We start from the raw sequence: 21,328 nt of genomic DNA, 5'->3' as shown, positions 1-21,328 counted from the left end.
GGGCCGGCTCTAAGGCGCAGGATCCACCACCTGTGCCGATCCCCCACCTCGCCGTACAGTCTCAGCCGCCGCCAGCCACTTCCCACCGGGCAACCGCTGCACACCCGTGGCCGCCCCGATCTCCGGGTTCAACTTGAACGAGTGCCCAATGGCCTCAAGCTGCGCCCGCACACTCCCGGCACCGGTGTCGTTGTACAGCGCGGGCTCCAGCTCGGTCTGCGCGGCATTGCGCTGACTGGCCCGCGGCGCCGCGATCGCGTCGACCAGCGGCAGATGACGGTCGAGGAACTCGGTCAGCACCTGAAGCACGGTCGTGATGATCGTCGCCCCACCGGGCGAACCGACCGCCACCACCGGCTTGTTGTGCTTGTCGAGCACGATCGTCGGCGAGATCGACGACCGCGGCCGCTTGCCCGGCCCCGGCAGGTTCGGGTCGTGCACGGCCGGGTTCGCCGGGGTGAACGAGAAGTCCGTCAGCTCGTTGTTGAGGATGAACCCGCGCCCGGGCACGGTGATCGCGCTGCCGCCGGTCTGCTCGATGGTGAGCGTGTAGGAGACGACGTTGCCCCACTTGTCGGCCACGGTCAGATGGGTGGTGTTCTCACCCTCGTACGTCGTCGGGGCCGCCGTACCGCCGGAGGCGCACGCCGCCGGGTTGCGCGGATCCCCGGGCGCCACCGGGCTGGTGAGCACCGCGTCGTCCTTGATGAGGCACGCGCGCGAGTCGGCGTACTTCTGCGAGAGCAGTTCCGTCGTCGGTACGTCCTCGAAGGCGGGGTCGCCGACCCAGCGCCCGCGGTCCGCGAACGCGATCCGGCCGGCCTCGATGTAGTGGTGCAGGTACTGGACCTCGCTCGCCTTCGAAAGGTCCGTGTTCTCCAGGATGTTGAGGGCTTCGCCGACGGTCGTGCCGCCGGAGGAGGAGGGCGCGATGGAGTAGACGCCGAGTCCGCGGTACGAGGTCTTCGTGGGCGCCTGGAGCTTGGCGCGGTAGGCCGCGAGGTCCTTGTCGGACAGCTTGCCCGGGCGGGCGTTCCAGCCCGAACTCGGGTCCACCGGCGGGTGGTTCACCGTGCGGACGATGTCGTCGCCGAGGTCGCCGTGGTAGATGGTGCCGACGCCCTTCTTGCCCAACTCCTCGTAGGTCTTGGCAAGTTCGGGGTTCTTGAAGGTGGAGCCGACCACCGGGAGCTGCCCGCCCGGCAGGAACAGCTTGGCCGTGTCCGGGAAGTAGCGGAACCGGTTCTCGTTGGAGGCGGTCTGCGCGCGGAAGGTGTCGTCGACGGTGAAGCCGTCGCGGGCGATCCGCTCGGCGGGCGCCAGCACCGTGCCGAGTCTTCTGCTGCCCCAGTGGTCGAGCGCGGTCTGCCAGGTGGCGGGCGTGCCCGGAGTGCCGACGCTCAGTCCGCTGCTGACGGCGTCGGCGAAGGCGAGGGGTTTGCCGTTCTCCACGAAGAGGTTGGAGTCGGCGGTCAGGGGCGCGGTCTCGCGGCCGTCGATCGTGTGTACCGTACGGGACTTGGCGTCGTAGTAGACGAAGTAGCCGCCTCCGCCGACCCCGGAGGAATAGGGCTCGGTGACGCCGAGCGCGGCCGCGGTGGCGACGGCCGCGTCGACCGCGTTGCCGCCCTTCCTCAGGACCTCGATGCCGGCGGCGGAGGCGTCCGCGTCGACACTGGCTACGGCGCCGCCGTAGCCGACGGCGACGGGCACCTTCTGCGGTGTCGTGGCGGCGGTCGGCGGTGCTGCCGCCCCCACCGACACCACGGCGGCCGAGACCGCAAGGACCGAGAGTTTCCGCGCGACAGGGCGACGCATCCGTACCTCCAGTCAGGGGCGTCCGCGCAGCGTAACCGCATCATCCTGGGCCCCAACACCCCCATTCCGGCAGCTGTCATACGAATGCCACGGATCGAACACCGGTACGTACCAGCCATGTCGGCCCGCTAGCATGCGCGCCCATGAATGACGACGTGCGCAACATCGTCCTGGGCGTGGTCGCGGCGGGCATCAGTGCCGCGCTCGGCTGGCTGGCCCGTACCTATCTGTGGAAGCGGAAGCTCCGCCGCAAGCAGGCATTCTTCGGGCTGCCCGACCACTCCGAGTCGCTGCTCGTCGTCAACCGCGACGCCGGCAGCCCCGACCTCGCGGTGCACCGCTACGACGTGTTCGCGCTCCTGGAACTGGCCGCCCTCATCAAGGACTGCGGCGCGCACGCCGAGGTGATCACCCAGGACGCGGCGCGGCAGGGCTTCGGCGAGCGGACCGAGTTCTGTGTCGGAGGACCGGGCTCGAACCGGCGCATGGCGGCCCACCTGCACGCCCTGCTGCCCGGGGTGCGGGTGAACACGGACCCGGAGCCGGGCCCGGACCGGCTGGCCTTCCAGATCGGCAGCGAGCGCTACCGCATGGAGAAGGGCCTGTCCGAATATGTGCTGCTGGCGCGGCTGACGGCGGGACAGCCCGGCCTGACCCGCCCCGTCTTCCTGTTCAGCGGCCAGACCGCGATCACCAACCAGGCGGCGACCCGCTATCTCGCCCGCAACCACGAGCGCCTGGCCCGCAAGTACGGCAACAACACGTTCGTCCTGCTGCTGAAGGTGGTCAACTCACAGGCGTACGGCCCGGACGTCGCCGAGCTCGTCGCGGACGTGACCCGCGCGGCACAGGCACCCCTGCCGGCGCCCGCCGCTCCCCGTAACTCCCACCGCGCCTCCTGAATTCATTCACACGACAACAATCGTTACTGGCACGTAACTTACCGACGGGTTACCTCCGGTAAAGGGGCGAGGTTACCGTCTGGTCACTTTGCACTGACACGAGTGAGGAGTGACCCCGTGGGAACCCATCGCAAGGCCCTGCGCACGACCGCCGTGGGCGCCGTCTCCGCGACTCTGATCGCCGGTAGCGCCCTCGGGCTCGCCCCCGCCGCACAGGCCGCGGACGCCGTCCGCTTCGTCGACATCACCGGTGACGGCGGCACCGTCCTCAAGGCCAACGTCCTCATGCCCGCGGGCGCCGACGGCACCCGGCGCTACCCGCTGCTCGTACTCCCCACGAGCTGGGGCCTGCCCCAGGTCGAGTACCTCGCCCAGGCCCAGAAGCTGGCCGACTCCGGTTACATCGTGGTCAGTTACAACGTGCGGGGCTTCTGGCAGTCCGGCGGAGAGATAGAAGTGGCAGGACCTCCGGACATAGCCGACACGTCCAAGGTCATCGACTGGGCGCTCGCCAACACCCCGACGGACTCCGCCCACATCGGCGTGGCGGGGGTCTCGTACGGCGCCGGGATCAGCCTGATCGCCGCCGCGCACGACAAGCGGATCAAGGCGGTCGCCGCCCTCAGCGGCTGGGCCGACCTGATCGACTCGATCTACTCCGGCCGCACCCAGCACGCCCAGGCCGCGGCCGTGCTCGACGGCGCGAGCCTGGTCACCGGCCGGCAGAGCCCCGAAGTCCGGCAGATCTTCGACAACTTCTACGCCTCCAACCTGTCCAAGGAACAGGAGATGATCAATTGGGGGAAGAAACGTTCGGCCGCAACATACGTGGATCAACTCAACAAGAACGGCCCCGCGGTCATGATGGCCAACGCCTGGGGCGACACGGTCTTCGCGCCCAACCAGTACGCGGACTTCTACGAGAAGCTCACCGGCCCGAAGAGACTGGAGTTCCGGCCCGGCGACCACGCGACCGCCGAGCTCACCGGCCTGTTCGGACTGCCCAACGATGTGTGGACGGACACCGAGCGCTGGTTCGACCACTACCTCAAGGGTGAGGACAACGGCATCAACCGCGAGGAGCCGGTGCAGCTGAAGTCCCGTTCCACGGGCGGCTACGAGGGCTACCCGGACTGGAAGTCGATCGCCGCGACCGAGCGGAAGATCGCCCTCGCCGGCACGACCACGATCCACACGAACGTCGACTCGGGGGCCGACGGCGGGATCGTCTTCCTGTCGAGCATCCTCGACCAGATCGCCCAGCTGCCCCCGATGGCCTCGATCCCCCTGCTCCCCCGCCGCTGGGCCGCCGTCTGGCAGTCGGAGAAATACGCCGCCGCCCAGCAGATCCGCGGTACGGCCGAGTTGCACACCACGGTCACCCCGACCAAGGAGAGCGGCACCCTCGTCGCCTATCTCTACGACGTGGGGCCGCTCGGCCTCGGCAAGCTGGTCAGCAACGCGCCGTACACCTTCCACGGGCGCGAGCCCGGAAAGCCGTTCGGTCTCGACCTGGATCTGTTCTCCACGGCCTACGACGTCCCGGCAGGGCACCGGCTGGCCCTGGTCGTCGACACGGTCGACCCGCTCTACATCGAGCACAACCCGTCCGGCGCTCAGCTGACCTTCTCCTCGCCGGCGAACGACCCGTCGTACGTGTCGATTCCGCTGCGCGAGCAGTGATCTCCGGCTGCCGCCGGCCGGGCATGGCTCTGTCGCTCAGTGCTTGAGGATCTTGGACAGGAAGTCTTTGGCGCGCTCGCTGTGCGGGTCGGTGAAGAACTCCTCCGGGGCGCGGTCCTCGATGATGCGGCCGTCGGACATGAAGACGACGCGGCCCGCGGCAGAACGGGCGAAGCCCATCTCGTGGGTGACGACGACCATCGTCATACCGTCGCGGGCCAGCTGCCGCATGACATCGAGGACCTCGTTGATCATTTCGGGGTCCAGGGCGGAGGTGGGCTCGTCGAACAGGAGCGCCTTGGGCTCCATGGCGAGGGCGCGGGCGATGGCCACCCTCCCCCAGTGCCTGAAGGGCCCGGGAGGTACCCCCAGCTGCTGGCCGCCGGAGAGCTGCGCGGGGAACTTGGGTGCCTGGTCGGCGAGTCCGACGCGGTCGAGAAGCCGGCGGGAGCGAGCGTCGGCTTCCTCCTTCTTGCGTCCGCGGACCTTGATCTGCCCCAGCGAGACGTTCTGCAGGACGGTCTTGTGGGCGAACAGGTTGAACGACTGGAAGACCATGCCGACGTCGGCGCGGAGCCGCGCGAGGGCCTTGCCCTCCTCGGACAGCGGCTGCCCGTCGAGCAGGATGGTGCCGGACCGGACGGTCCCCAGCCGGTTGATCGTCCTGCACGGTGTCGACTTTCCCGACCCGGACGGGCCGATGACCACGACCACCTCCCCCTTGCCGACGGTGAGGTCGATGTCCTGCAGGGCATGCAACTCCCCGTAGTACTTGTTGACGTCATGCAGCTCGATCAGTGGATCGACGGCCATTCGCAGCCCTACTCACTCTCAGCTGTGTCGTGGTTGCCGCAAACTATCCGGACGCGAGTTGACTTACGTCACGACACGCACTTTTCGGGCATAAGCCGTATTTACGTCGATCTTAGGTCGGGCGCTCCGCTCAGGTCTCCGCGACCTCGGCGTACAGCTGCGAGAGCTCGGGCGCCCCGCTGGCCGCCCACTCGTGGCCGGAGGTCACGACGTCGAACTCGCGGCCCGAGGCGAGCCGTACGACGGGCTGGCCGTCCGGCCAGATCTCCCAGGCCGCTCCGGGCACGGTGCGCACGATGACGGTGCCGAGATAGAGCCCGGCGTCGTTGCCGAGCCAGTGCAGCACCTCGGGGTCGTCCCGCCAGCGCGGCAGCAGCTGGTCGAGCGCCTCCAACGAGGCTGCGGAATCGTCGAGTTGGACGCCCTCCTGGGACGCCTGCGAGCGGAGCAGTTCGCACTCGGAGAGAAGTTCGGCGATGCCCTCCGGGTCGGGGATGCCGTGCTTCTCATGCCGGTGGCCCAGAAAAGGGATCTTCATACCCCCAGCGTGTCATTCGCACCGGCGTGCGCACCACAGGCGCGCGGGCGGTCACTTCGGGGCGATTTCGCGTCCACTTCGTGCATGGCGCGTTGACGGGTCCCTCACGTCTCTCTAGCTTCGCGATGCGTCTTTCGTCCCACCGGTGAGCGGGAGGAGTCGGCCGTGCGTCGACGTGTGCGGGGATTCGCGGTTGCCATCGTCTCGTTCGCCTTCCTGGCACCTGCCGTGTCGGCACGGGCCACAGCCGAGGGGGCACAACCACAGCCGCTGGAGCGGCTCTTCGACAACGTTGCCGTCAGCGACGACGCCCGTCCGGAACTGGCGAACCTCGACGGCTACGGGGGCTCCCTGTCGGCACAGGACCTGACCGCCGCGGGCTGGACGCCCGGACGCGCCCTCACCTTGCAGGGAGCCCGGCTGACCTGGCCGCGGCGGCTGCCGGGCGAGCGGGACAACGTGGTCGCCGCCGGACAGTCCGTGCGCGTGGGCGGACGCGGCGACGCGCTCGCCTTCCTGGTGGCGGGCACGGGCGGGGCCGGAGCGAGCGGCACGGGCTCGGTCGCGTACCGGGACGGCACCCGCTCCTCGTACGACCTGACCGCTCCCGACTGGCGCGCCGGACCGCTCGCCACGAAGGCGGTGGCGCTGCCGCACATCAACACACCCGGCGGCCGGCTCGCCGAGCAGGCACGGCTGTACGTGGTGACCGTGCCGCTGGTCCGGGGGCTCCAGGTGGCCTCCGTGCAGCTGCCGCGCGCCGCCGGTCTGCATGTCTTCGCGCTGGCCGTGCGGTCCTCCGGCGCGGGCTGGAGTGGCAGTTGGGCGGCCGCGACCTCCGGTGTCCGGGCCGTGGGGCCGTGGAGTGACCGGACGGTACGGCTGGTGGTGCACACGTCGGTGGGCGGATCGCGGATGCGGCTGCGGCTCGACAACACCTTCGCGGCGGCGCCGGTACGGATCGGCGGCGCGACGGTGGCCGTGCAGAAGGAGGGGGCCACGGCGCGGGGCGTGCCGGTGCCGCTGTCGTTCCGGGGGGCGAGGGGGACGGAGATCCCGGCCGGGGCCCAGGCGTTCAGCGATCCACTGGGCTTCGTGGTGCCCTCGGACGCGAATCTCCTGGTCAGTTTCCATCTGCCCGGGCCGGTGGCGGCGGCACCCGTCCACCAGCTCGCGGTGCAGCGCTCGTATGTGAGCACGGCGGGCGACCATACGGCGGAGGGCTCCGGGACGGCGTACACCACGACCCTGACCAGGTGGCCGCTGCTGACCGGTGTGGACGTGGGCGGTGGGCCGGGGTCGGTGGTGCTGCTCGGCGACTCGATCACCGACGGGGACAGATCCACGACGGATGCGAACCGGCGGTGGCCCGATGTGCTGGCCGCACGGCTGCTGAAGCAGCGTGCGGTCCCGCGCTACGGGGTGCTCAACCAGGGGATCTCCGGGAACCGTGTGGTCACCGACCGGTATCCCGGTGACGGGGTCTCCACGGACGGGGCCGGGGTCAGCGCCCTGCACCGGTTCGACCGCGATGTCCTCGCCCAGACCTCGGTGCGTACGGCGGTCGTCTTCGAGGGCGTGAACGACCTGCGGGGGCTGACGACGGCGCAGCAGATCGTCGCCGGGTTGCGGGAGATCGCGGACCGGGGGCATGCACGGGGCCTGCGGATGCTGGCCGGCACGATCCTGCCCTGCGAGGGCGAGGTGCGGTGCACCGCTGCCGTCGAGGCGGAGCGCTCCGCGGTGAACGCGTGGATCCGGGGCTCCGGGGTGTTCGACGCGGTGCTCGACTTCGATGCGGTGGTGCGGGATCCGCGGCAGCCGGGGCGGATGCTGCCCGCTTATGACAGTGGGGATCATCTGCATCCGGGGGATGCGGGGCTCGCCGCGATGGCCCGATCCGTGGATCTGCGCGCTCTGGTGCCGTGACCGTCCCGGGGGCTGCGCCCCCGGACCCCGCTTCGGCCTGAACGGCCTCGTCCTCAAACGCCGGACGGGCTGATGTGGCTGCGCCCGGCATGCGCAGAGCGGCGCCTACACGTCCACGTCCACCACCACCGGCGCATGGTCCGATGCGCCCTTGCCCTTGCGTTCCTCGCGGTCCACGTAGGCGTCGGTGACCGCCTCGGCGAAGGGGGCGTTGCCGTAGACCAGGTCGATGCGCATGCCGCGGTTCTTGGGGAAGCAGAGTTGGCGGTAGTCCCAGTAGGTGAAGGGGTGCTCGTACTTGAGGGGGCGGGGGACCACGTCCGAGAGGCCGGCCTCGCGCAGGGACGCCAGGGCCGCACGCTCGGCGGGGGTGACGTGGGTGAGGCCCTCGAAGGCGGCCACGTCGTAGACGTCGTCGTCCGTCGGGGCCACGTTGTAGTCGCCGAGCACGGCGAACGGGCGGCTTCCGGCCGCGTCGCCGGCGACGGCGGCCTTGAGGGCCTCGAACCACTGGAGCTTGTAGGCGTAGTGGGGGTGGTCCACCTCGCGGCCGTTCGGCACGTACACCGACCAGACGCGGACCGGGCCGCAGGTCGCCGAGATGGCTCGGGGCTCCGGGGCGCCGTCGTATCCGGGATCGCCGGGCAGGCCCTTGACCACTTCCTTGAGGCCTACGCGGGAGAGCACCGCCACGCCGTTCCACCGGCCGGTCGCGTGCACCGCCGCTTCGTAGCCGAGGTCGCGCAGTGCGTCGAACGGGAACTGCTCCTCGGCCAGCTTGGCCTCCTGGAGGCAGAGCACGTCCGTGCCGCTGCTCTCCAGCCAGGCCAGGAGCCTCGGCAGGCGGGCGGTGATCGAGTTCACGTTCCAGGTCGCAATGCGCATGCCTCACAACCTACCGGGCCGGTCTGACAACGCGGCCGGCCCGCCCGCCGTCCCTGGGCCCGGGCTCAGACCTCCGCCGACTCGCCCGGGGTCAGGCGCAGGTGGTCGGAGCCGCCGAGAGCGCCGATCTGGCGGTCGTAGATCGGGCGGGCGAGGTCCGTGAGGAGGGCGTCGTGGATGTCGTAGGCACGCTGCGGTTTGACCTCGCGGACGTACTCGATGACCTCGGCGATCTTGTTCCAGGGGGCCATGACCGGGAGCATCAGCGTCTCGACCGGGTGGTCGGGGACGGTGAGGGCGTCGCCGGGGTGGAAGACCTTGCCGCCGTCGACGAGGTAACCGACGTTGGTGATGCGCGGAATGTCCGGGTGGATGACCGCGTGCAGCTCGCCGTGGACCTGAATGTCGAAGCCCGCGGCGGTGAACGTGTCGCCGTGGCCGACGGTGTGCACGCGGCCCGGGAAGGCGGCGGAGATCTGTTCCGCGACCGAGGCGAGGGTCCAGATCTCGGCCGCCGGATTCGCCTCCATGGCCGCCCGCAGCCGGCCCTCGTCGAAGTGGTCGGGGTGCTCGTGCGTGACGAGGATCGCATCCGCGCCGAGGGCGGCGTCCTGCTCGCTGAACCCGCCGGGGTCGAGGACGAGCGTGCGCCCGTCCTTCTCGAGACGGACGCAGGCATGCGACTTCTTCGTGAGCTTCATGGCTCCCATCCTGCCCCCTTCACGGGAGGGTCGGGCAGCTGAGCCGGGTGCTCTCGCTGCCCGGTTGACGATCAGCCGGTGTCAGTCGGTGGGGGTCGTTTCCTCCCTTATGACCTGCTGGGCAACCCTGAACGCGCTGTTCGCCGCCGGCAGTCCGCAGTAGACGGCCGACTGCATCAGCACTTCCTTGATCTCGCTCGGGGTGAGGCCGTTGCGCAGGGCGGCGCGGGTGTGGACGGCGAGCTCCTCCAGATGGCCGCCCGCGACCAGGGCGGCCAGGGTCACACAGCTGCGGGCACGCCGGTCGAGACCGGGCCGGTCCCATATCTCGCCCCACGCATACCGGGTGACGAACTCCTGGAAGTCCCCGGAGAACTCGTCCGCCTGCGCCAGCACCCGGTCGACGTGTGCGTCGCCGAGCACCTCGCGGCGCACCTTGATGCCCGTGTCGTGGGGGTCGGGACGCCCGTTCACCGGCGGGGGCACGACCGCGGCGGGGGCTATCTCGGCGATCGGTGCGAGCTGGTGGGGCCGCGGGGACGGGGAGAGTGCGGGCTTGGCGGGCATGGCCGGGATGGCTGTCTGCCCCGTGGACGACTCGACGTAGCCGGGCTGCCAGGCGGTGGAGAAGTGCCGGACCAGCAGGTCGGTGACGGCGGCGGGCTGCTCGACCGGCACCAGGTGGGAGGCGCCGGGGACCACGGCGAGGCGCGCGTCGGGTATGCCGGCGACCAGGGTGCGGGCCTCGGCGGGGCCGGTGACCTTGTCCTCCGAGCCGACGAGGACGAGGGTGGGCACGCCGACGCGACCGAGTTCGGGCCGTACGTCGAACGCGGCCAGGGCCTCGCAGGCGGCGATGTAGCAGCCGGGGTCCGTGGTGCGGACCATCTGCACGGCCCAGTCGGTGATCGCGGGCTGCGCGGCGGCGAACCCGCCGGTGAACCAGCGGTCGGGGGAGGTACGGGCGATGGGGTCGAGCCCGTTCGTACGCACTATCACCCCGCGCTGGCGGAACTCGTCGGCCGTGCCGAAGCGGGGCGAGGCGGCGATCACGGCGAGCGAGGCGAGCCGCTCGGGGTGGCGGAGGGCCAGCTCGAGGCCGATCGCACCGCCGAGCGCACAGCCCGCGTAGCCGAAGCGCTGCACGCCGAGCCCGTCGAGCGTGGCCAGCAGCCGGGAGGCGAGTTCGGCCACCGAGCCCACCGGGTGGGCCGGCGCGCCGCCGTGCCCCGGCAGGTCGAAGCGGAAGACGCGCCACTGCTTCGCCAGCTCGGGCACCTGGCGGTCCCACATGTGCCATGTGGTGCCCAGCGAGGGCCCCAGGATGAGGACAGGTGCGTCGTCCGGCCCGTCAAAGCGGTATTGCAGGGTGATCGGTGGTGTCTGGCTCACTCGTCAGAGCCTCTCATCTCTCACGGCCGCCCCCATGACGGGGTGCGTGAGGATGTGGGACAGATCAGGTGAAAGACCTCTCGGTCAGCCATGCCATGTACTGCCGAGAAATTCCTCACGCCGGAATTTCAGTAAACCGGCTGATAAGATCCCCTTTATGGCTGATGGGATTTATGTGGGGAATGCAGGAAATGACGCCCCATTGGATCGGGGATGGATTCTGGGTCACTTCAAGGAGGTCGACGACCCTCGGCACACCCGAGCGGTGGAGATCAAATGGGGCATCCATCCGCGTGGCGACGAACGGCTGGAGTGGGTGCGGGGGGAACAGCGCACCGCGCTCCTGGTCCTCATCAGCGGCCGGTTTCGTGTCGACTTCCCGGAGCGCAGCGTGGTTCTTGAAAAGCAGGGAGATTATGTCGTCTGGGGTCGCGGAGTCGATCACTCGTGGTGTGCGGAAGAGGAATCCGTGGTCCTGACGGTTCGCTGGCCTTCTGTGGCCGGTTACGCGGTCGAGCAGGAATAGCCTGGGAATTCTGTCGGGGCAGGTACGGTCACCAGGCGCCCGGGGTGGTGCCGTCGCGCTCGGCGACGAGGACGCGGACGTCCCACGGGCCCAGGTCCACCTCCGCACCGGCTGGTACGTCGTCGCCGCTCAGGACGTCGGAAAGGTTCACCGGGGACGGGACCCGAGTGGGCTGCCAGCTCCAGTTGTGGACGACGTGCACGTGACGCCCGTCCGGCGAGGTGCCGGTCGTGACGGTCACGGTCCCGGGCAGGTCCCGCCAGCCGCCGCGCGTCTCGGGCGCCATCCAGGCGGCCAGGGACCGGGCGAGGTCACGGCCGGGAACCGTGCCCACGCAGGTGACACGGCCTGCGCCGTGTGCGCGGGTGGTGACGGCGGGCCAGCGCCCGAAGTGCGGGTGCTCGTAGGAGGCCAGTGCCTCGGCGTCGACCGGGGTGAGGCCCTCGACCCAGTGCGTCGCCGTCGCCCCGGCGGGCACTTCGAGCGGGCCGCCGTCGGCACCGCGGACCGGTACGGGCCCCGCCAGGTTGCTGAACTCGTCGTAGTGGACGCCCGCTGCCTCGGCGAGACGGCCGGGGGCCTTCTCGATCCTGGCGCGGGCCTCGTGGTCGGCGTACCCGGTGCGGGGGCCCAGGACGAGGTGGCCGCCGTCCTGGGCGTAGGCGGTGAGCCAGTCGCGGGCTGCGTCGGTGGCGATGTACAGCGCCGGTACGACGAGCACGGGGTGGCGGCGCGCGGCCTCCTGCGGTGCCGTGTCCTCGACCAGTTGCGACACGTGGATGATCCGCACCTGCCGGCGGGCGTCGAAGGCGCCGCGGTAGAAGGGGTCGAAGATGCGGTGGTAGGCGGCGGGGTCCGGCTCGCCGTTGGGCTTGGCCAGTGGCGGGTACTTCTGCATCAGCCACTTGCTCGGTGTCGAGTAGACCATCGTGATGTCGGCGTCCGGCTCCAGCCCCGCGACGAGCGGGCCGGCCGTCTCGAACTCGGCGCCCAGGCGCGCGATTTCGGCGTAGGTGCGGCCGGGCTGCCCGCTGTGCGGCAGGACACCGCCCCAGTAGGTCTCGGCGCCGAAGCGCAGGGTCTGCCACTGCCAGTACTCGATCATCCGGGCGCCCCTGGCCACGTGCGCCCACGCCGTCTGGCGCCACTGGCCGTCGTAACCGGGCCGGTTGTCCCAGGCGTAGCCGATGGAGCTCGCGTTGGTCTCGGTGACCAGGAAAGGCTCCTGGCGGGAGGAGTACATCCAGTCCGCGGTCTGGTACATCGACCAGACGCCGCTGGTCTTCCAGCCCTGCTCGTGCTCGTCCGGGGTGGGGTCGGGCAGCAGGAGACCGTCCTGCATGTCGTAGTACGGGTTGCCGGAGGCGATGTCGAGCCGCGCGGACAGTTCGTCGTCCGCCACGCCCTGCCGGGTGTAGGAGATGCAGGTGGTGACGAAGTGCTCGGGGCTCGCGTACTCGCGGACGATGTCGGCCTGCCAGCCGATGAACTCGGTGACCTGCCGGGCCTGGAACTCCCGCCAGGCGACGTCGTACTGCGGCTGTTCGTTGCCGTCCGGGGTCCACAGGTCGGACCAGTCGGAGAGCCGGTGCGACCAGTAGACCAGGCCCCACTCGCGGTTGAGGGTCTCGACGTCCCCGTACTTGTCGCGCAGATGGTCGACGAAGCGCCGGAAGACTCCGCGGTTGTGGAAGAGGTGCAGGCCGGGTTCGTTGTCGACCTGCCAGCCGATGACCGCCGGGTGGTCGGCGTACCGGGCGACGATCTTGCGGATGATCCGCTCGGCGTGGAAGCGGAACGCGGGGTGGGTGAAGTCCACCTCCTGGCGTGCGCCCCAGCCGATGCGCTCACCGGTGCGCCGCTCCCCCGTGATCTCGGGGTACTGGCGGGCCAGCCACGGCGGCACCGCGTAGGTCGGGGTGCCGAGGACGACGGAGATGCCACGCTCATGGGCACCGTCGAGGACCGGCTGGAGCCAGTCGAGGTCGAAGCGGCCGTTGTCGGGCTCCCAGGTGGACCAGACCGACTCGCCGACCCGGATCACGGTGAAGTGCGCCTCGGCCATCAGGTCCAGATCGGTCTTCAGCCGTTCGTCTGGCCGCAGTCGGGGGTCGTAGGCGGGCGTGTACTCGTGGTAGTACGCGGCACCGAAGAGGACGCGGGCGGGCAGGACCGCCATGGGAGAACCTCCGAGGAGTCGGTGGGGGCGTTACTGCCTGAACCGCTCTGTCAGTACCAGCATGTTGCTGTGCGCGCCGCTGCCCCCTCCGAAGGCCTGGGAGGCCAGGAGGAGAGGCCGACGTCCTGGGTACGTCTGACTGCGCTGACATGTCTACGCAGTCAGGTGGGTGCCCGTCAAGCGTCCGGTACGGATTCATCGACCTGGCGCGCCCCCGGCCGGGGGTGCAGTCCGCAGGTCATCCGAACAGGCGGCGCTGGATCTCCCGCCGGTAGTCCTCCAGGGTCCGGTCGAGGTGTACGGCGGTGGCCTCGGCGGCCGCCTCGGGCCGGCCGTCGCGAATCGCGCGGTAGATCGCCTCGTGCTCCTCCACCGCGGCCGCGGTGCCCTCACCGAAGCTGTCGTGTATGCCGATCGCGCTGGACTGGCGCTGGAGTCGCCGGGCGTCCCGCACCGCGCTGCCGAGGAACGTGTTGTGCGAGGCCGCGGCCACCGCCGCATGGAAGTCGTCGTCGGCCTGATTGAAGACGGCGATCTCGCCATGGACGTACCCGTGCCGGCACTGCTCCATGGCGATCTCGAGGGTGCGCAGTTCGGCGGGCGTGGCACGGGTGGCGGCGAGTCTGGCGGCGGCCGTCTCCTGAACCCTTCGGAACTCGAACAGCATGAGCACGTGATCCAGGTCCACAGGCCGGAAGAAGCCTCCCCAGCGGCTGTCGACCAGTAGGCCGTCGTCGTTCGCGACGAACAGTCCGCGCCCCTTGTGCGCCCGGACCCGGCCGAGCGCCGAGAGGATCTTCACGGCTTCCCGAACCACCGCTCGGCTGGTGTCCAGCCGCTGAGCCAGGTCGTTCTCCGTGGGCATCCGGTCACCGGGGGCCAGGCGCGCCTCGGCGATGAACTCGAGTATCCGCTCCGCCACGACCTCGTATCCGGGCCGGTAGTCGCGCCGCTCGTCAGCACCGTTCACCACCGCTGCCACGGCGGGCGTGTGTTTCATGCGTGTTGCCTCCGGGTGACTGCGACGACGGTGACTGATCGGCCCTGAAGCCGCGGTCATCGTACAGGGAGGTGAGGATAAGTAGTACTCATCGATCGAACTTCACCTTCGGAGTCGATCTCCGTTCGGGGCTTAAGTGCCGATTCACCTGCTTCTTCAGCCTGGCATCACCCACGCATCGCCTACTCACGAGTCCAAAAAAAGACATACTCACCTCTTGACGAGCCTCTCGATATGGCGGCTAATTTCTTTCCGCGGCGGTAACGACAGAGCCGCCAGCCGCCCTCATGCAAACCGAGTGGAGTCGCTCATGTCCGTCTACAAGCCTTCGGCCGACCAGGAGACAGGGACCAGCAGGAGACGTGCCGCGGTGCTGGCCGGCTGCGCGGCCACCGTGCTGCTCACCGTGACCGCCTGCGGCGGCGGTGGCGGCACCGCCGGCGGCACCGCCAAGGACGGATTCACCCAAGCCCCGCAGAACAAGGGGGCGTTGACCGTCTGGGTGGACGCGACCCGCATGGACGCCGCGAAGCTGTACCAGCAGCAGCACCCCGACGTGAAGATGGACATCGTCAGCTACGACGGCGACGCCAACGGGTCCAACTACCTCCAGACCAAGGTCCAGTTGTTCAACCGCACCGGCAAGGGCTGGCCGGACGTCGTCTTCAGCTCCCAGAACAACGAGGCGAGCTGGGCCGTCGACGCGGGATTCGCGGCACCGCTGAACAAGGGCCTGATCCCGGACGCCACCCTCAGCGGGTTCGCCAAGGGCGCCAACGACGTCTGCACGGTCGACGGAACCCTCTACTGCCTGCGCAACGACCTCTCCCAGGCGGTGCTCTGGTACAACGCGCCGCTGCTGAAGAAGTTCGGCTACAAGGTCCCGACGACCTGGGAGGAGTACCAGGCGCTCGGTGAGAAGGTCGCCAAGGAGCACCCCGGCTACCTCGTGGGCGACGCGGGTGACACCTTCACCCCCGAGATCTACATGTGGGCGAGCAAGTGCGGCGCCAACCACATCACCGGCCCCAAGTCCGTCTCGGTCAACACCACCAGCGAGGCCTGCACCAAGATGGCCAAGCTGCTGGACGTACTGATCAAGAACAAGTCGATGTCCATCAGCGGCGTCTTCAGCACCGACTTCGGCAAGAACGAGGCCGACAAGGTCCTGCTCATGCCCGGCCCGGCGTGGTACGGCGGAGCGGTCTTCAAGGACGGCCTCAAGACCCCGGCCAAGCAGATAGCGGTGGCGCCCATCCCGCAGTGGCAGGGCGACACCTCACCCTCCACCGGCAACGTCGGCGGCGGCACCTGGCTGCTGTCCAAGCACTCCACCCACCTCAAGGCGGCCACCGACTTCCTGAAGTGGGTCACCACCGACAACGCCTACCAGGGCGAGAAGGCCCCCGGCTTCCCGGCGTACGCGCCCGCCGCCGAGAACTGGCTGAAGGCGCAGGCCGCCTCCGGGTACTACGCCAGTGACCTCACGGCCCTCAAGGACGCCTCCTCGCAGGTGTGGTCCGACTGGGGCTCGGGCCAGTTCAGCCAGGAGGCGGTCTGGGCCGCCACCGTCAAGCCCGCCCTGACCCAGGGCAAGACCATCGAATCGATGCTGCCCGCCTGGAAGGACTCGATCGTCAAGTACGCCAAGGCCGACGGATACAAGGTCTCCCAGTGACCGTCACCCACTCCTCGGCCGGCTCTGTCCGGGGGCGCCCGCGCGGCACCTCCCGGCAGAGCCGGGCCGGCGTGGCATTCGTCGCCGGCTACGTACTGCTGCTGATCGCCTTCGGCGTCCTACCGACGTGTTACGCCATCTACTTCGCGTTCACGGACGCCGGAGGCGTGTTCACCGGCCTCTCCAACTTCGTCACCACGGCACAGGACTTCCGCTTCGTCGACTCCCTGGGCCATGTGGCCCTGTACCTGGTCTTCTGGCTCCTGTCGCTCGTGGTGTTCGTGGTGGTCCTGGCGCTGCTCCTGCACCGGCTGTCCTCCGGGCCGCTCAGTCAGGCACTGCGCTTCCTCTACTACATCCCCGGAGCCCTCGCCGGCGCCGCGAGCGTCCTGGTGTGGCTGTTCATGCTCGACCCGACGGTCAGCCCGGTCAGCTCCCTGCTGGAGACGCTGGGCTTCCACACCTTCGGCGAGGTCATCGCCCCCGGAAACCTGGCACTGCTGTTCACGGTCATCGCGTTCTGGACCGGCGCGGGCGGCTGGATCGTCGTGATGTACGGCGCGCTCAACAACATCCCCAAGGACGTCATGGAGGCCGCGCGCATCGACGGTGCGAACGGCTGGCAGACCGCCTGGCGGGTGCAGATCCCCATGCTCCGCAAGTGGATCGTCTACATGGTGATCCTGGCCTTCGCGGGCGGCGCCCAGCTGTTCGTGGAGCCGCAGTTGCTCTCCCTCGCCAGCGTGGGCGTGGCCGGACGCGACTACTCGCTCAACCAGCTGACGTACGACTTCGCCTTCCAGATGAACAACATCAACGGCGCGGCGGCGGTCTCGGTGGAGCTCCTGGTCGTCAGCGTGTCGGTCGCCGGTGTCTTCGTCGCACGGTCGGGGTTCTTCGATGCCGACTGACACACGACCCACTCCCCCTGCCACCGCCCCACGCACGGAACGGGATGCGAACGTCATGAGCCGAACCCGACACGGGGAACCACGGCAGCGCCGCCGGCCCCCTCAGCACGTGGCCTCCCGGCTGCTGGCGGGCTCGGTACTCACCGTCTTCGTGGTGTTCTTCGTGCTCCCGGTGCTCTGGCTGCTGCTCGCGGCGACCAAGACCGACCAGCAACTGGTCCACGACAACCCGCTGTCCTTCGGGTCCTGGCACGCACTGAAGGCCAACTGGCACGCGCTCACCGCCTTCCAGGACGACGCCATCCTGCTGTGGCTGCGCAACTCCGCCGTCTACGCCGCGATCTCCCTGGTCATCACGCTCTGCCTGGCCATCCCGGCCGGCTACGCCCTGGCGATGACCGAGTTCCGCGGCCGGCACACGCTGCTCGTCTCGACCCTCGTCGTGATGCTGATGCCGAACGCCACGCTGGTGGTGCCGCTGTTCCTGGAGATCAACGCGGTGCACCTGATCGGCACGATGTGGTCGATCATCCTGCCGTACTCGTTCTACCCGTTCGGGGTGTACCTGACGTACATCTACTTCACCACCGCCGTGCCCAAGGACCTCCTGGCCGCGGCGCGGATCGACGGCTGCTCCGAGTTCGGTGTCTTCCGTCATGTGGCTCTGCCGCTGGCGACGCCCGTCATCGCACTGGTCGGGTTCTTCAGCTTCGTCGCCAACTGGACGAACTACTTCCTGCCGTACGTGATGCTCCCCGAGAGCGACCAGATGCCGATCCAGGTGGGCGTCGGCAGTCTGCTCAGCAATGTTCCGTCGTTCAACCCGACCGTCGGCGCCCTCGCGATCCAACGCCCCCAGTTGGCACTGGCCACGCTGGTTGCCATCACCCCCGTGCTCGTCGTGTTCCTGTTCGCCCAGCGCTTCCTGGTCAGCGGAATGCTTGCCGGCGCCACCAAGGAGTGACCGCTCTCATGCCCTTCAGCCCGCACCCCGACGCCTCCGGCGACTCGACACCCGATGTCCAGGCGACGGTCCCCTTGCTCGAACCCCCCGGCTGGGCCGTCGCACAGCGCGCCCTGTTCGACCTGCTCGACCATGCCTGGCGCCGCTTCGCCCGCGACTTCACCGGCCCCGACGGACGCCTGAACTACACCGGCCCGCTGACCACCCGCGACGGCGTGGACGACTTCTACGAGGTCTTCTTCAACTGGCCCCAGCTCTACCTCCTCGGCGGCGCCGACGACCTCCTGCCCGCCAGCGAGAAGCACTGGGAGGGCGTCACCAAGCAGCTGACCGAACTGGACATGCTGCGCGACGAGTACGAGCGCGGCTACGACTGGTTCCACCAGGGCGAGAGCCTGCTCCTGCTCTACTTCCTGTGCATGGCCGCCCCCGACCGCTGGCGGGAGCGCACCCTGCGCTTCGCCGAGCTCTACGTCGACCCCGCCAAGGGCAACTACGACCCCGAACACCGCATCATCACCCGCCCCCACAACGGCAGCGACCCCGAACGCACCGGCCTGTTCGACGGTGACGTGTACCCGTGGCTGCTCAAGGAGGCCGAGACCTACGGCTACCCGCTCGAATGGCTGCCCGAGGCCCAGGACGGTCCGTACCCGCTGTCGGCGGATCCGCGCCTCGGCGACCAGATGCGGGACCGGATGGGCGTCGGCGACACCGCGGTCAACCTCGCCGCGGCCGGTCTGGTCCTCAACGCCTGGATCCTGTCCGGCGAGGAGCGCTACCGCGACTGGATCGTCGAGTACGTGGACGCCTGGCGCGAACGCACCCAGGCGAATGGCGGCCTGATCCCGGACAACGTCGGCCCGGACGGCGTCGTCGGCAGCCTGCTGGAGGGCCGCTGGTACGGCGGCCACTACGGCTGGTCCTGGCCGCACGGCTGGCACAGCCTCGGCCACGCGGCCTGCGTGGCGGCGCTCGCGGCGGCCACGGTCACCGGGGACGACGACTACCTCTCCATGGTCGCCACCTCGCTCGACACCCTCATAGGCCACGCCAAGGTCATGCCCCACACCGAGGCCGACTCCAGCCTGCCCTCCAAGTGGGCGGTGGAACTCGGTCCCGACCGGCACACACCCACGCTCCACCTGCCGTTCCGCCACAACGACTCCGGCTGGTTCGACTACAACCCCTCGACACCCCCCGTGCCGGTGGCCCTGTGGCACCACACCTCCTCCCAGGCCGACCGGGCCCGGCTGGAAGGACTGCGCGAAGCGGACGGCATCGACTGGCGCACCGTGCGGCCGTTCCGGTCCAAGGAGGACTCCGGGCACGAGAAGGCGTGGTTCGCCTTCCTCGCCGGCGACGACCCCGACTACCCCGAGCGCATCCTCGCCATGGCGCAGGCCCAGATCCGGCACCGGCTGCGGCGCATCGACCGCTACCGCGACCTGGACGTGCCCGAGGCCGACATCCATGTGTGGCAGCTGTGCAACCCGGTGGTCACCGAGGCCCTCGTGCAGCTGACCTGGGGCGGCCCGCAGGTGCTGTACCAGGGCGGCCTCCAGCAGGCCCGACTGCGCTACCACGACGCCGACGCCCGCCGCGCCGGCCTGCCCGCGGACGTCGCCGCACTGGTCACCTCCATCGACCCCGAGGCGACCACCGTCGAGCTGGTCAACCTCGCCCCCGAGACCGACCGCACGGTCATCGTCCAGGCGGGCGCGTTCGCCGAGCACACCATCACCGGCGTCCGGTACACGGCCTGCACGGACGACGGCTGGATCGGCGACATGTACGACTACGGCCACTCCGAGCCGGTGGTCTCCGAGGCCGAACTCCCTTACGAGGGACCCTATCTGACGGTCCGTCTGCCCGCCTCCACCCGCATCCGGCTCACCCTGCGGCTGGGGCTGCGCACCCGCACCCCCAGTTACCGCACGCCGTTCGACGCGTCCAACTCCCGTGACACGACAGGGGAATCGGCATGAAGCGCATCGCCCAGACCATCAGGCTCCGGCCCGAGCACCGCGAGGAGTACCTCCGGCTCCACTCGGCGGTGTGGCCCGGCGTGGAAGCCGCCCTGCTCCGGGCGAACATCCGCAACTACAGCATCTACCTCCACGGTGACGTGCTCTTCGCCTACATGGAGTACATCGGCGACGACTTCGAGGCGGACATGGCGTCCATCGAGGCCGACCCCGAGACCCAGCGGTGGTGGAAGCTCACCGACCCATGCCAGGAGCCCTTCCCCGACCGGGGCGAGGGCCGCCAGTGGACCGAGCTGCCCGAGATCTGGCACCTGAGCCCGCCCAGCGACGACGCCACCGCCTGAGCCGACTTGGACCCCCTTGTGAACGCACCCGTGCTGGTCGACGCCCACCACCACCTGTGGGATCTCGCCCAGCGTCCGCAGCCCTGGCTCGACGACCCCGACGTGGCGTCGATCCGCCGCACCTTCACCCCCGAGGACCTGCGCTCGACCGCCACCCACCCCGTCGCGGGCCGGCGGCTGCACGGCACGGTGGTCGTCCAGTGCATCGCGGAGGTCGCCGAGACCGAGGACCTGCTCGCGCTCGCCGAGCGGGAGCCCCTGATCCAGGCCGTGGTCGGCTGGGCCGACCTCACGTCACCGGCCGTCGGTGACGTGCTCGACCGTCTGACCTCCGGGCCGGGCGGCGGATATCTGCGCTCCCTGCGTCACCTGGTCCAGGGCGAGACCGACCCCAACTGGCTCCAACGCCCCGATGTGGAACGCGGGTTGAGGGCGGCCCGCGATCGAGGACTGCGCTACGACGTGCTCGTGCGCGACCACCAGCTCGACCAGGCGATCCGGCTCGCGGAACGCTTCCCCGAGCTGCCCCAGGTCCTCGACCACGCGGGCAAGCCAGACCTCGTCCGCCAGGAGCTCGCCGAGTGGGAACGCGGCATCCGGCGGCTGGCCGCGCACCCGCACGTGGTGTGCAAGGTCTCCGGACTGATCACCGAGGCCGACCACGAGAAGTGGACCGTCGACGACATCCGCCCCGCCTGGGACCTCCTGGTCTCCGCCTTCGGGCCCGAGCGGCTGATGTTCGGCTCGGACTGGCCGGTCGCCAACCTGGCGGGCGGCTGGAACCGGTGGGCCGCCACCGTGGACGAACTGCTCAGCGCCTGGAGCGAGAGCGATGTCCACGCGCTTCTCGCCGGCACCGCGACCGCGTTCTACGGGCTCGCCCCCGTCGCCGGAGAGAGCGACGCAACGATCCGCACCACCTGACCCGCCCCGCCGAACATCGCACCGAACCCGCGCCGGACACACCGCCCCGCATGCTCCGGTCCGCGCTGAAGGGACCCTGATCGCACGATGACACTTGCCGTCCGCTACCTGTCCGCCCGCACCCTGGACACGGCTCCCGCCCCCAGCACACCG

General features: G+C 69.7%; 18 protein-coding genes. 10 read left to right on the top strand and 8 right to left on the bottom strand.

Features of this window, described 5'->3' with window-relative positions; translation table 11 throughout:
• Positions 1-9: 9 nt before the first annotated feature.
• Complete coding sequence (gene ggt, locus ABT254_RS33095) at positions 10-1,818, bottom strand: gamma-glutamyltransferase (protein ID WP_351478297.1); 1,809 nt, start codon at positions 1,816-1,818, stop codon at positions 10-12.
• Positions 1,819-1,961: 143 nt separating this feature from the next.
• Here ggt and ABT254_RS33090 point away from each other — a divergent pair, with 143 nt between their 5' ends.
• Both ABT254_RS33090 and ABT254_RS33085 read left to right on the top strand, forming a co-directional pair.
• Positions 1,962-2,720: a hypothetical protein gene (locus ABT254_RS33090; RefSeq protein WP_351478294.1), complete on the top strand. Its 759-nt coding sequence runs from the start codon at positions 1,962-1,964 to the stop codon at positions 2,718-2,720.
• Between the two features lie 117 nt (positions 2,721-2,837).
• A complete protein-coding gene (locus ABT254_RS33085) occupies positions 2,838-4,403 on the top strand; it encodes a CocE/NonD family hydrolase (protein ID WP_351478291.1) in 1,566 nt (521 codons plus the stop codon).
• A 36-nt stretch (positions 4,404-4,439) separates the two neighbouring features.
• On the opposite strand, the gene ABT254_RS33080 is transcribed toward ABT254_RS33085, so the two are convergent.
• Positions 4,440-5,216 carry an amino acid ABC transporter ATP-binding protein gene (locus ABT254_RS33080; RefSeq protein WP_351478288.1) on the bottom strand — a complete coding sequence of 259 codons (777 nt, stop codon included), beginning with the start codon at positions 5,214-5,216 and terminating at the stop codon, positions 4,440-4,442.
• A gap of 130 nt (positions 5,217-5,346) precedes the next feature.
• Positions 5,347-5,754 carry a DUF6278 family protein gene (locus ABT254_RS33075; protein ID WP_351478285.1) on the bottom strand — a complete coding sequence of 136 codons (408 nt, stop codon included), beginning with the start codon at positions 5,752-5,754 and terminating at the stop codon, positions 5,347-5,349.
• 165 nt (positions 5,755-5,919) lie between these two features.
• Between ABT254_RS33075 and ABT254_RS33070 the strand changes: the two genes are divergently transcribed.
• A complete protein-coding gene (locus tag ABT254_RS33070) occupies positions 5,920-7,683 on the top strand; it encodes an SGNH/GDSL hydrolase family protein (protein WP_351478282.1) in 1,764 nt (587 codons plus the stop codon).
• A gap of 105 nt (positions 7,684-7,788) precedes the next feature.
• Here ABT254_RS33070 and ABT254_RS33065 read toward each other — a convergent pair whose 3' ends face one another.
• From ABT254_RS33065 to pcaDC, 3 genes are all read right to left on the bottom strand, one after another.
• Complete coding sequence (locus ABT254_RS33065; RefSeq protein ID WP_351478279.1) at positions 7,789-8,568, bottom strand: exodeoxyribonuclease III; 780 nt, start codon at positions 8,566-8,568, stop codon at positions 7,789-7,791.
• A 65-nt stretch (positions 8,569-8,633) separates the two neighbouring features.
• Positions 8,634-9,269, bottom strand: a complete 636-nt coding sequence (locus ABT254_RS33060; RefSeq protein ID WP_351478276.1) for an MBL fold metallo-hydrolase — start codon at positions 9,267-9,269, stop codon at positions 8,634-8,636.
• Between the two features lie 81 nt (positions 9,270-9,350).
• On the bottom strand, positions 9,351-10,661 hold the full coding sequence (gene pcaDC, locus ABT254_RS33055) for a bifunctional 3-oxoadipate enol-lactonase/4-carboxymuconolactone decarboxylase PcaDC (RefSeq protein ID WP_351478273.1): 1,311 nt from the start codon (positions 10,659-10,661) through the stop codon (positions 9,351-9,353).
• A gap of 157 nt (positions 10,662-10,818) precedes the next feature.
• Between pcaDC and ABT254_RS33050 the strand changes: the two genes are divergently transcribed.
• Entirely contained in the window at positions 10,819-11,187 is a 369-nt protein-coding gene (locus ABT254_RS33050) for a cupin domain-containing protein (RefSeq protein WP_351478271.1), read from the top strand.
• 28 nt (positions 11,188-11,215) lie between these two features.
• Here ABT254_RS33050 and ABT254_RS33045 read toward each other — a convergent pair whose 3' ends face one another.
• Together ABT254_RS33045 and ABT254_RS33040 are read right to left on the bottom strand one after the other, a co-directional pair.
• Entirely contained in the window at positions 11,216-13,366 is a 2,151-nt protein-coding gene (locus ABT254_RS33045) for a beta-galactosidase (protein WP_351478268.1), read from the bottom strand.
• A 238-nt stretch (positions 13,367-13,604) separates the two neighbouring features.
• Positions 13,605-14,366: a FadR/GntR family transcriptional regulator gene (locus tag ABT254_RS33040; RefSeq protein ID WP_351478265.1), complete on the bottom strand. Its 762-nt coding sequence runs from the start codon at positions 14,364-14,366 to the stop codon at positions 13,605-13,607.
• 310 nt (positions 14,367-14,676) lie between these two features.
• On the opposite strand from ABT254_RS33040, the gene ABT254_RS33035 reads away from it, so the two are divergent.
• Genes ABT254_RS33035 through ABT254_RS33010 form a run of 6 tightly spaced genes read left to right on the top strand, consistent with a single transcriptional unit; the run spans position 14,677 to position 21,175 of the window.
• Positions 14,677-16,044 (top strand): ABC transporter substrate-binding protein, encoded by a 1,368-nt coding sequence (locus ABT254_RS33035; protein WP_351478262.1) that lies wholly within the window; start codon positions 14,677-14,679, stop codon positions 16,042-16,044.
• The gene (locus ABT254_RS33030; protein WP_351478259.1) at positions 16,041-16,955 is read left to right on the top strand and encodes a carbohydrate ABC transporter permease; all 915 of its coding nucleotides are present in this window, start codon (positions 16,041-16,043) and stop codon (positions 16,953-16,955) included. The genes ABT254_RS33035 and ABT254_RS33030 overlap by 4 nt, the downstream gene beginning before the upstream one ends.
• A 55-nt stretch (positions 16,956-17,010) precedes the next feature.
• Positions 17,011-17,919, top strand: coding sequence for a carbohydrate ABC transporter permease (locus tag ABT254_RS33025; RefSeq protein ID WP_351478257.1), 909 nt, complete (start codon positions 17,011-17,013; stop codon positions 17,917-17,919).
• A gap of 8 nt (positions 17,920-17,927) precedes the next feature.
• Positions 17,928-19,907 (top strand): DUF8034 domain-containing protein, encoded by a 1,980-nt coding sequence (locus ABT254_RS33020; RefSeq protein WP_351478255.1) that lies wholly within the window; start codon positions 17,928-17,930, stop codon positions 19,905-19,907.
• Positions 19,904-20,251, top strand: coding sequence for an L-rhamnose mutarotase (locus ABT254_RS33015; RefSeq protein WP_351478252.1), 348 nt, complete (start codon positions 19,904-19,906; stop codon positions 20,249-20,251). The genes ABT254_RS33020 and ABT254_RS33015 overlap by 4 nt, the downstream gene beginning before the upstream one ends.
• Before the next feature lie 18 nt (positions 20,252-20,269).
• Positions 20,270-21,175 carry an amidohydrolase family protein gene (locus ABT254_RS33010; RefSeq protein ID WP_351478249.1) on the top strand — a complete coding sequence of 302 codons (906 nt, stop codon included), beginning with the start codon at positions 20,270-20,272 and terminating at the stop codon, positions 21,173-21,175.
• Positions 21,176-21,328: the final 153 nt, after the last annotated feature.

Source organism: Streptomyces sp. NPDC001137, assembly GCF_040298885.1.
Taxonomy (GTDB): Bacteria; Actinomycetota; Actinomycetes; order Streptomycetales; family Streptomycetaceae; genus Streptomyces.
The sequence above is the reverse complement of the archived record's forward strand: the minus strand, read 5'-3'. Positions and strand labels throughout refer to the sequence as shown.

Bases quoted from the DNA above. Each gene is read 5' to 3' on its own strand.
- ggt (WP_351478297.1), bottom strand. From the start codon at position 1,818: ATGCGTCGCCCTGTCGCGCGGAAACTCTCGGTCCTTGCGGTCTCGGCC.
- ABT254_RS33090 (WP_351478294.1), top strand. From the start codon at position 1,962: ATGAATGACGACGTGCGCAACATCGTCCTGGGCGTGGTCGCGGCGGGC.
- ABT254_RS33080 (WP_351478288.1), bottom strand. From the start codon at position 5,216: ATGGCCGTCGATCCACTGATCGAGCTGCATGACGTCAACAAGTACTAC.
- ABT254_RS33075 (WP_351478285.1), bottom strand. From the start codon at position 5,754: ATGAAGATCCCTTTTCTGGGCCACCGGCATGAGAAGCACGGCATCCCC.
- ABT254_RS33065 (WP_351478279.1), bottom strand. From the start codon at position 8,568: ATGCGCATTGCGACCTGGAACGTGAACTCGATCACCGCCCGCCTGCCG.
- ABT254_RS33060 (WP_351478276.1), bottom strand. From the start codon at position 9,269: ATGAAGCTCACGAAGAAGTCGCATGCCTGCGTCCGTCTCGAGAAGGAC.
- ABT254_RS33050 (WP_351478271.1), top strand. From the start codon at position 10,819: ATGGCTGATGGGATTTATGTGGGGAATGCAGGAAATGACGCCCCATTG.
- ABT254_RS33045 (WP_351478268.1), bottom strand. From the start codon at position 13,366: ATGGCGGTCCTGCCCGCCCGCGTCCTCTTCGGTGCCGCGTACTACCAC.
- ABT254_RS33040 (WP_351478265.1), bottom strand. From the start codon at position 14,366: ATGAAACACACGCCCGCCGTGGCAGCGGTGGTGAACGGTGCTGACGAG.
- ABT254_RS33035 (WP_351478262.1), top strand. From the start codon at position 14,677: ATGTCCGTCTACAAGCCTTCGGCCGACCAGGAGACAGGGACCAGCAGG.
- ABT254_RS33025 (WP_351478257.1), top strand. From the start codon at position 17,011: ATGAGCCGAACCCGACACGGGGAACCACGGCAGCGCCGCCGGCCCCCT.
- ABT254_RS33020 (WP_351478255.1), top strand. From the start codon at position 17,928: ATGCCCTTCAGCCCGCACCCCGACGCCTCCGGCGACTCGACACCCGAT.
- ABT254_RS33015 (WP_351478252.1), top strand. From the start codon at position 19,904: ATGAAGCGCATCGCCCAGACCATCAGGCTCCGGCCCGAGCACCGCGAG.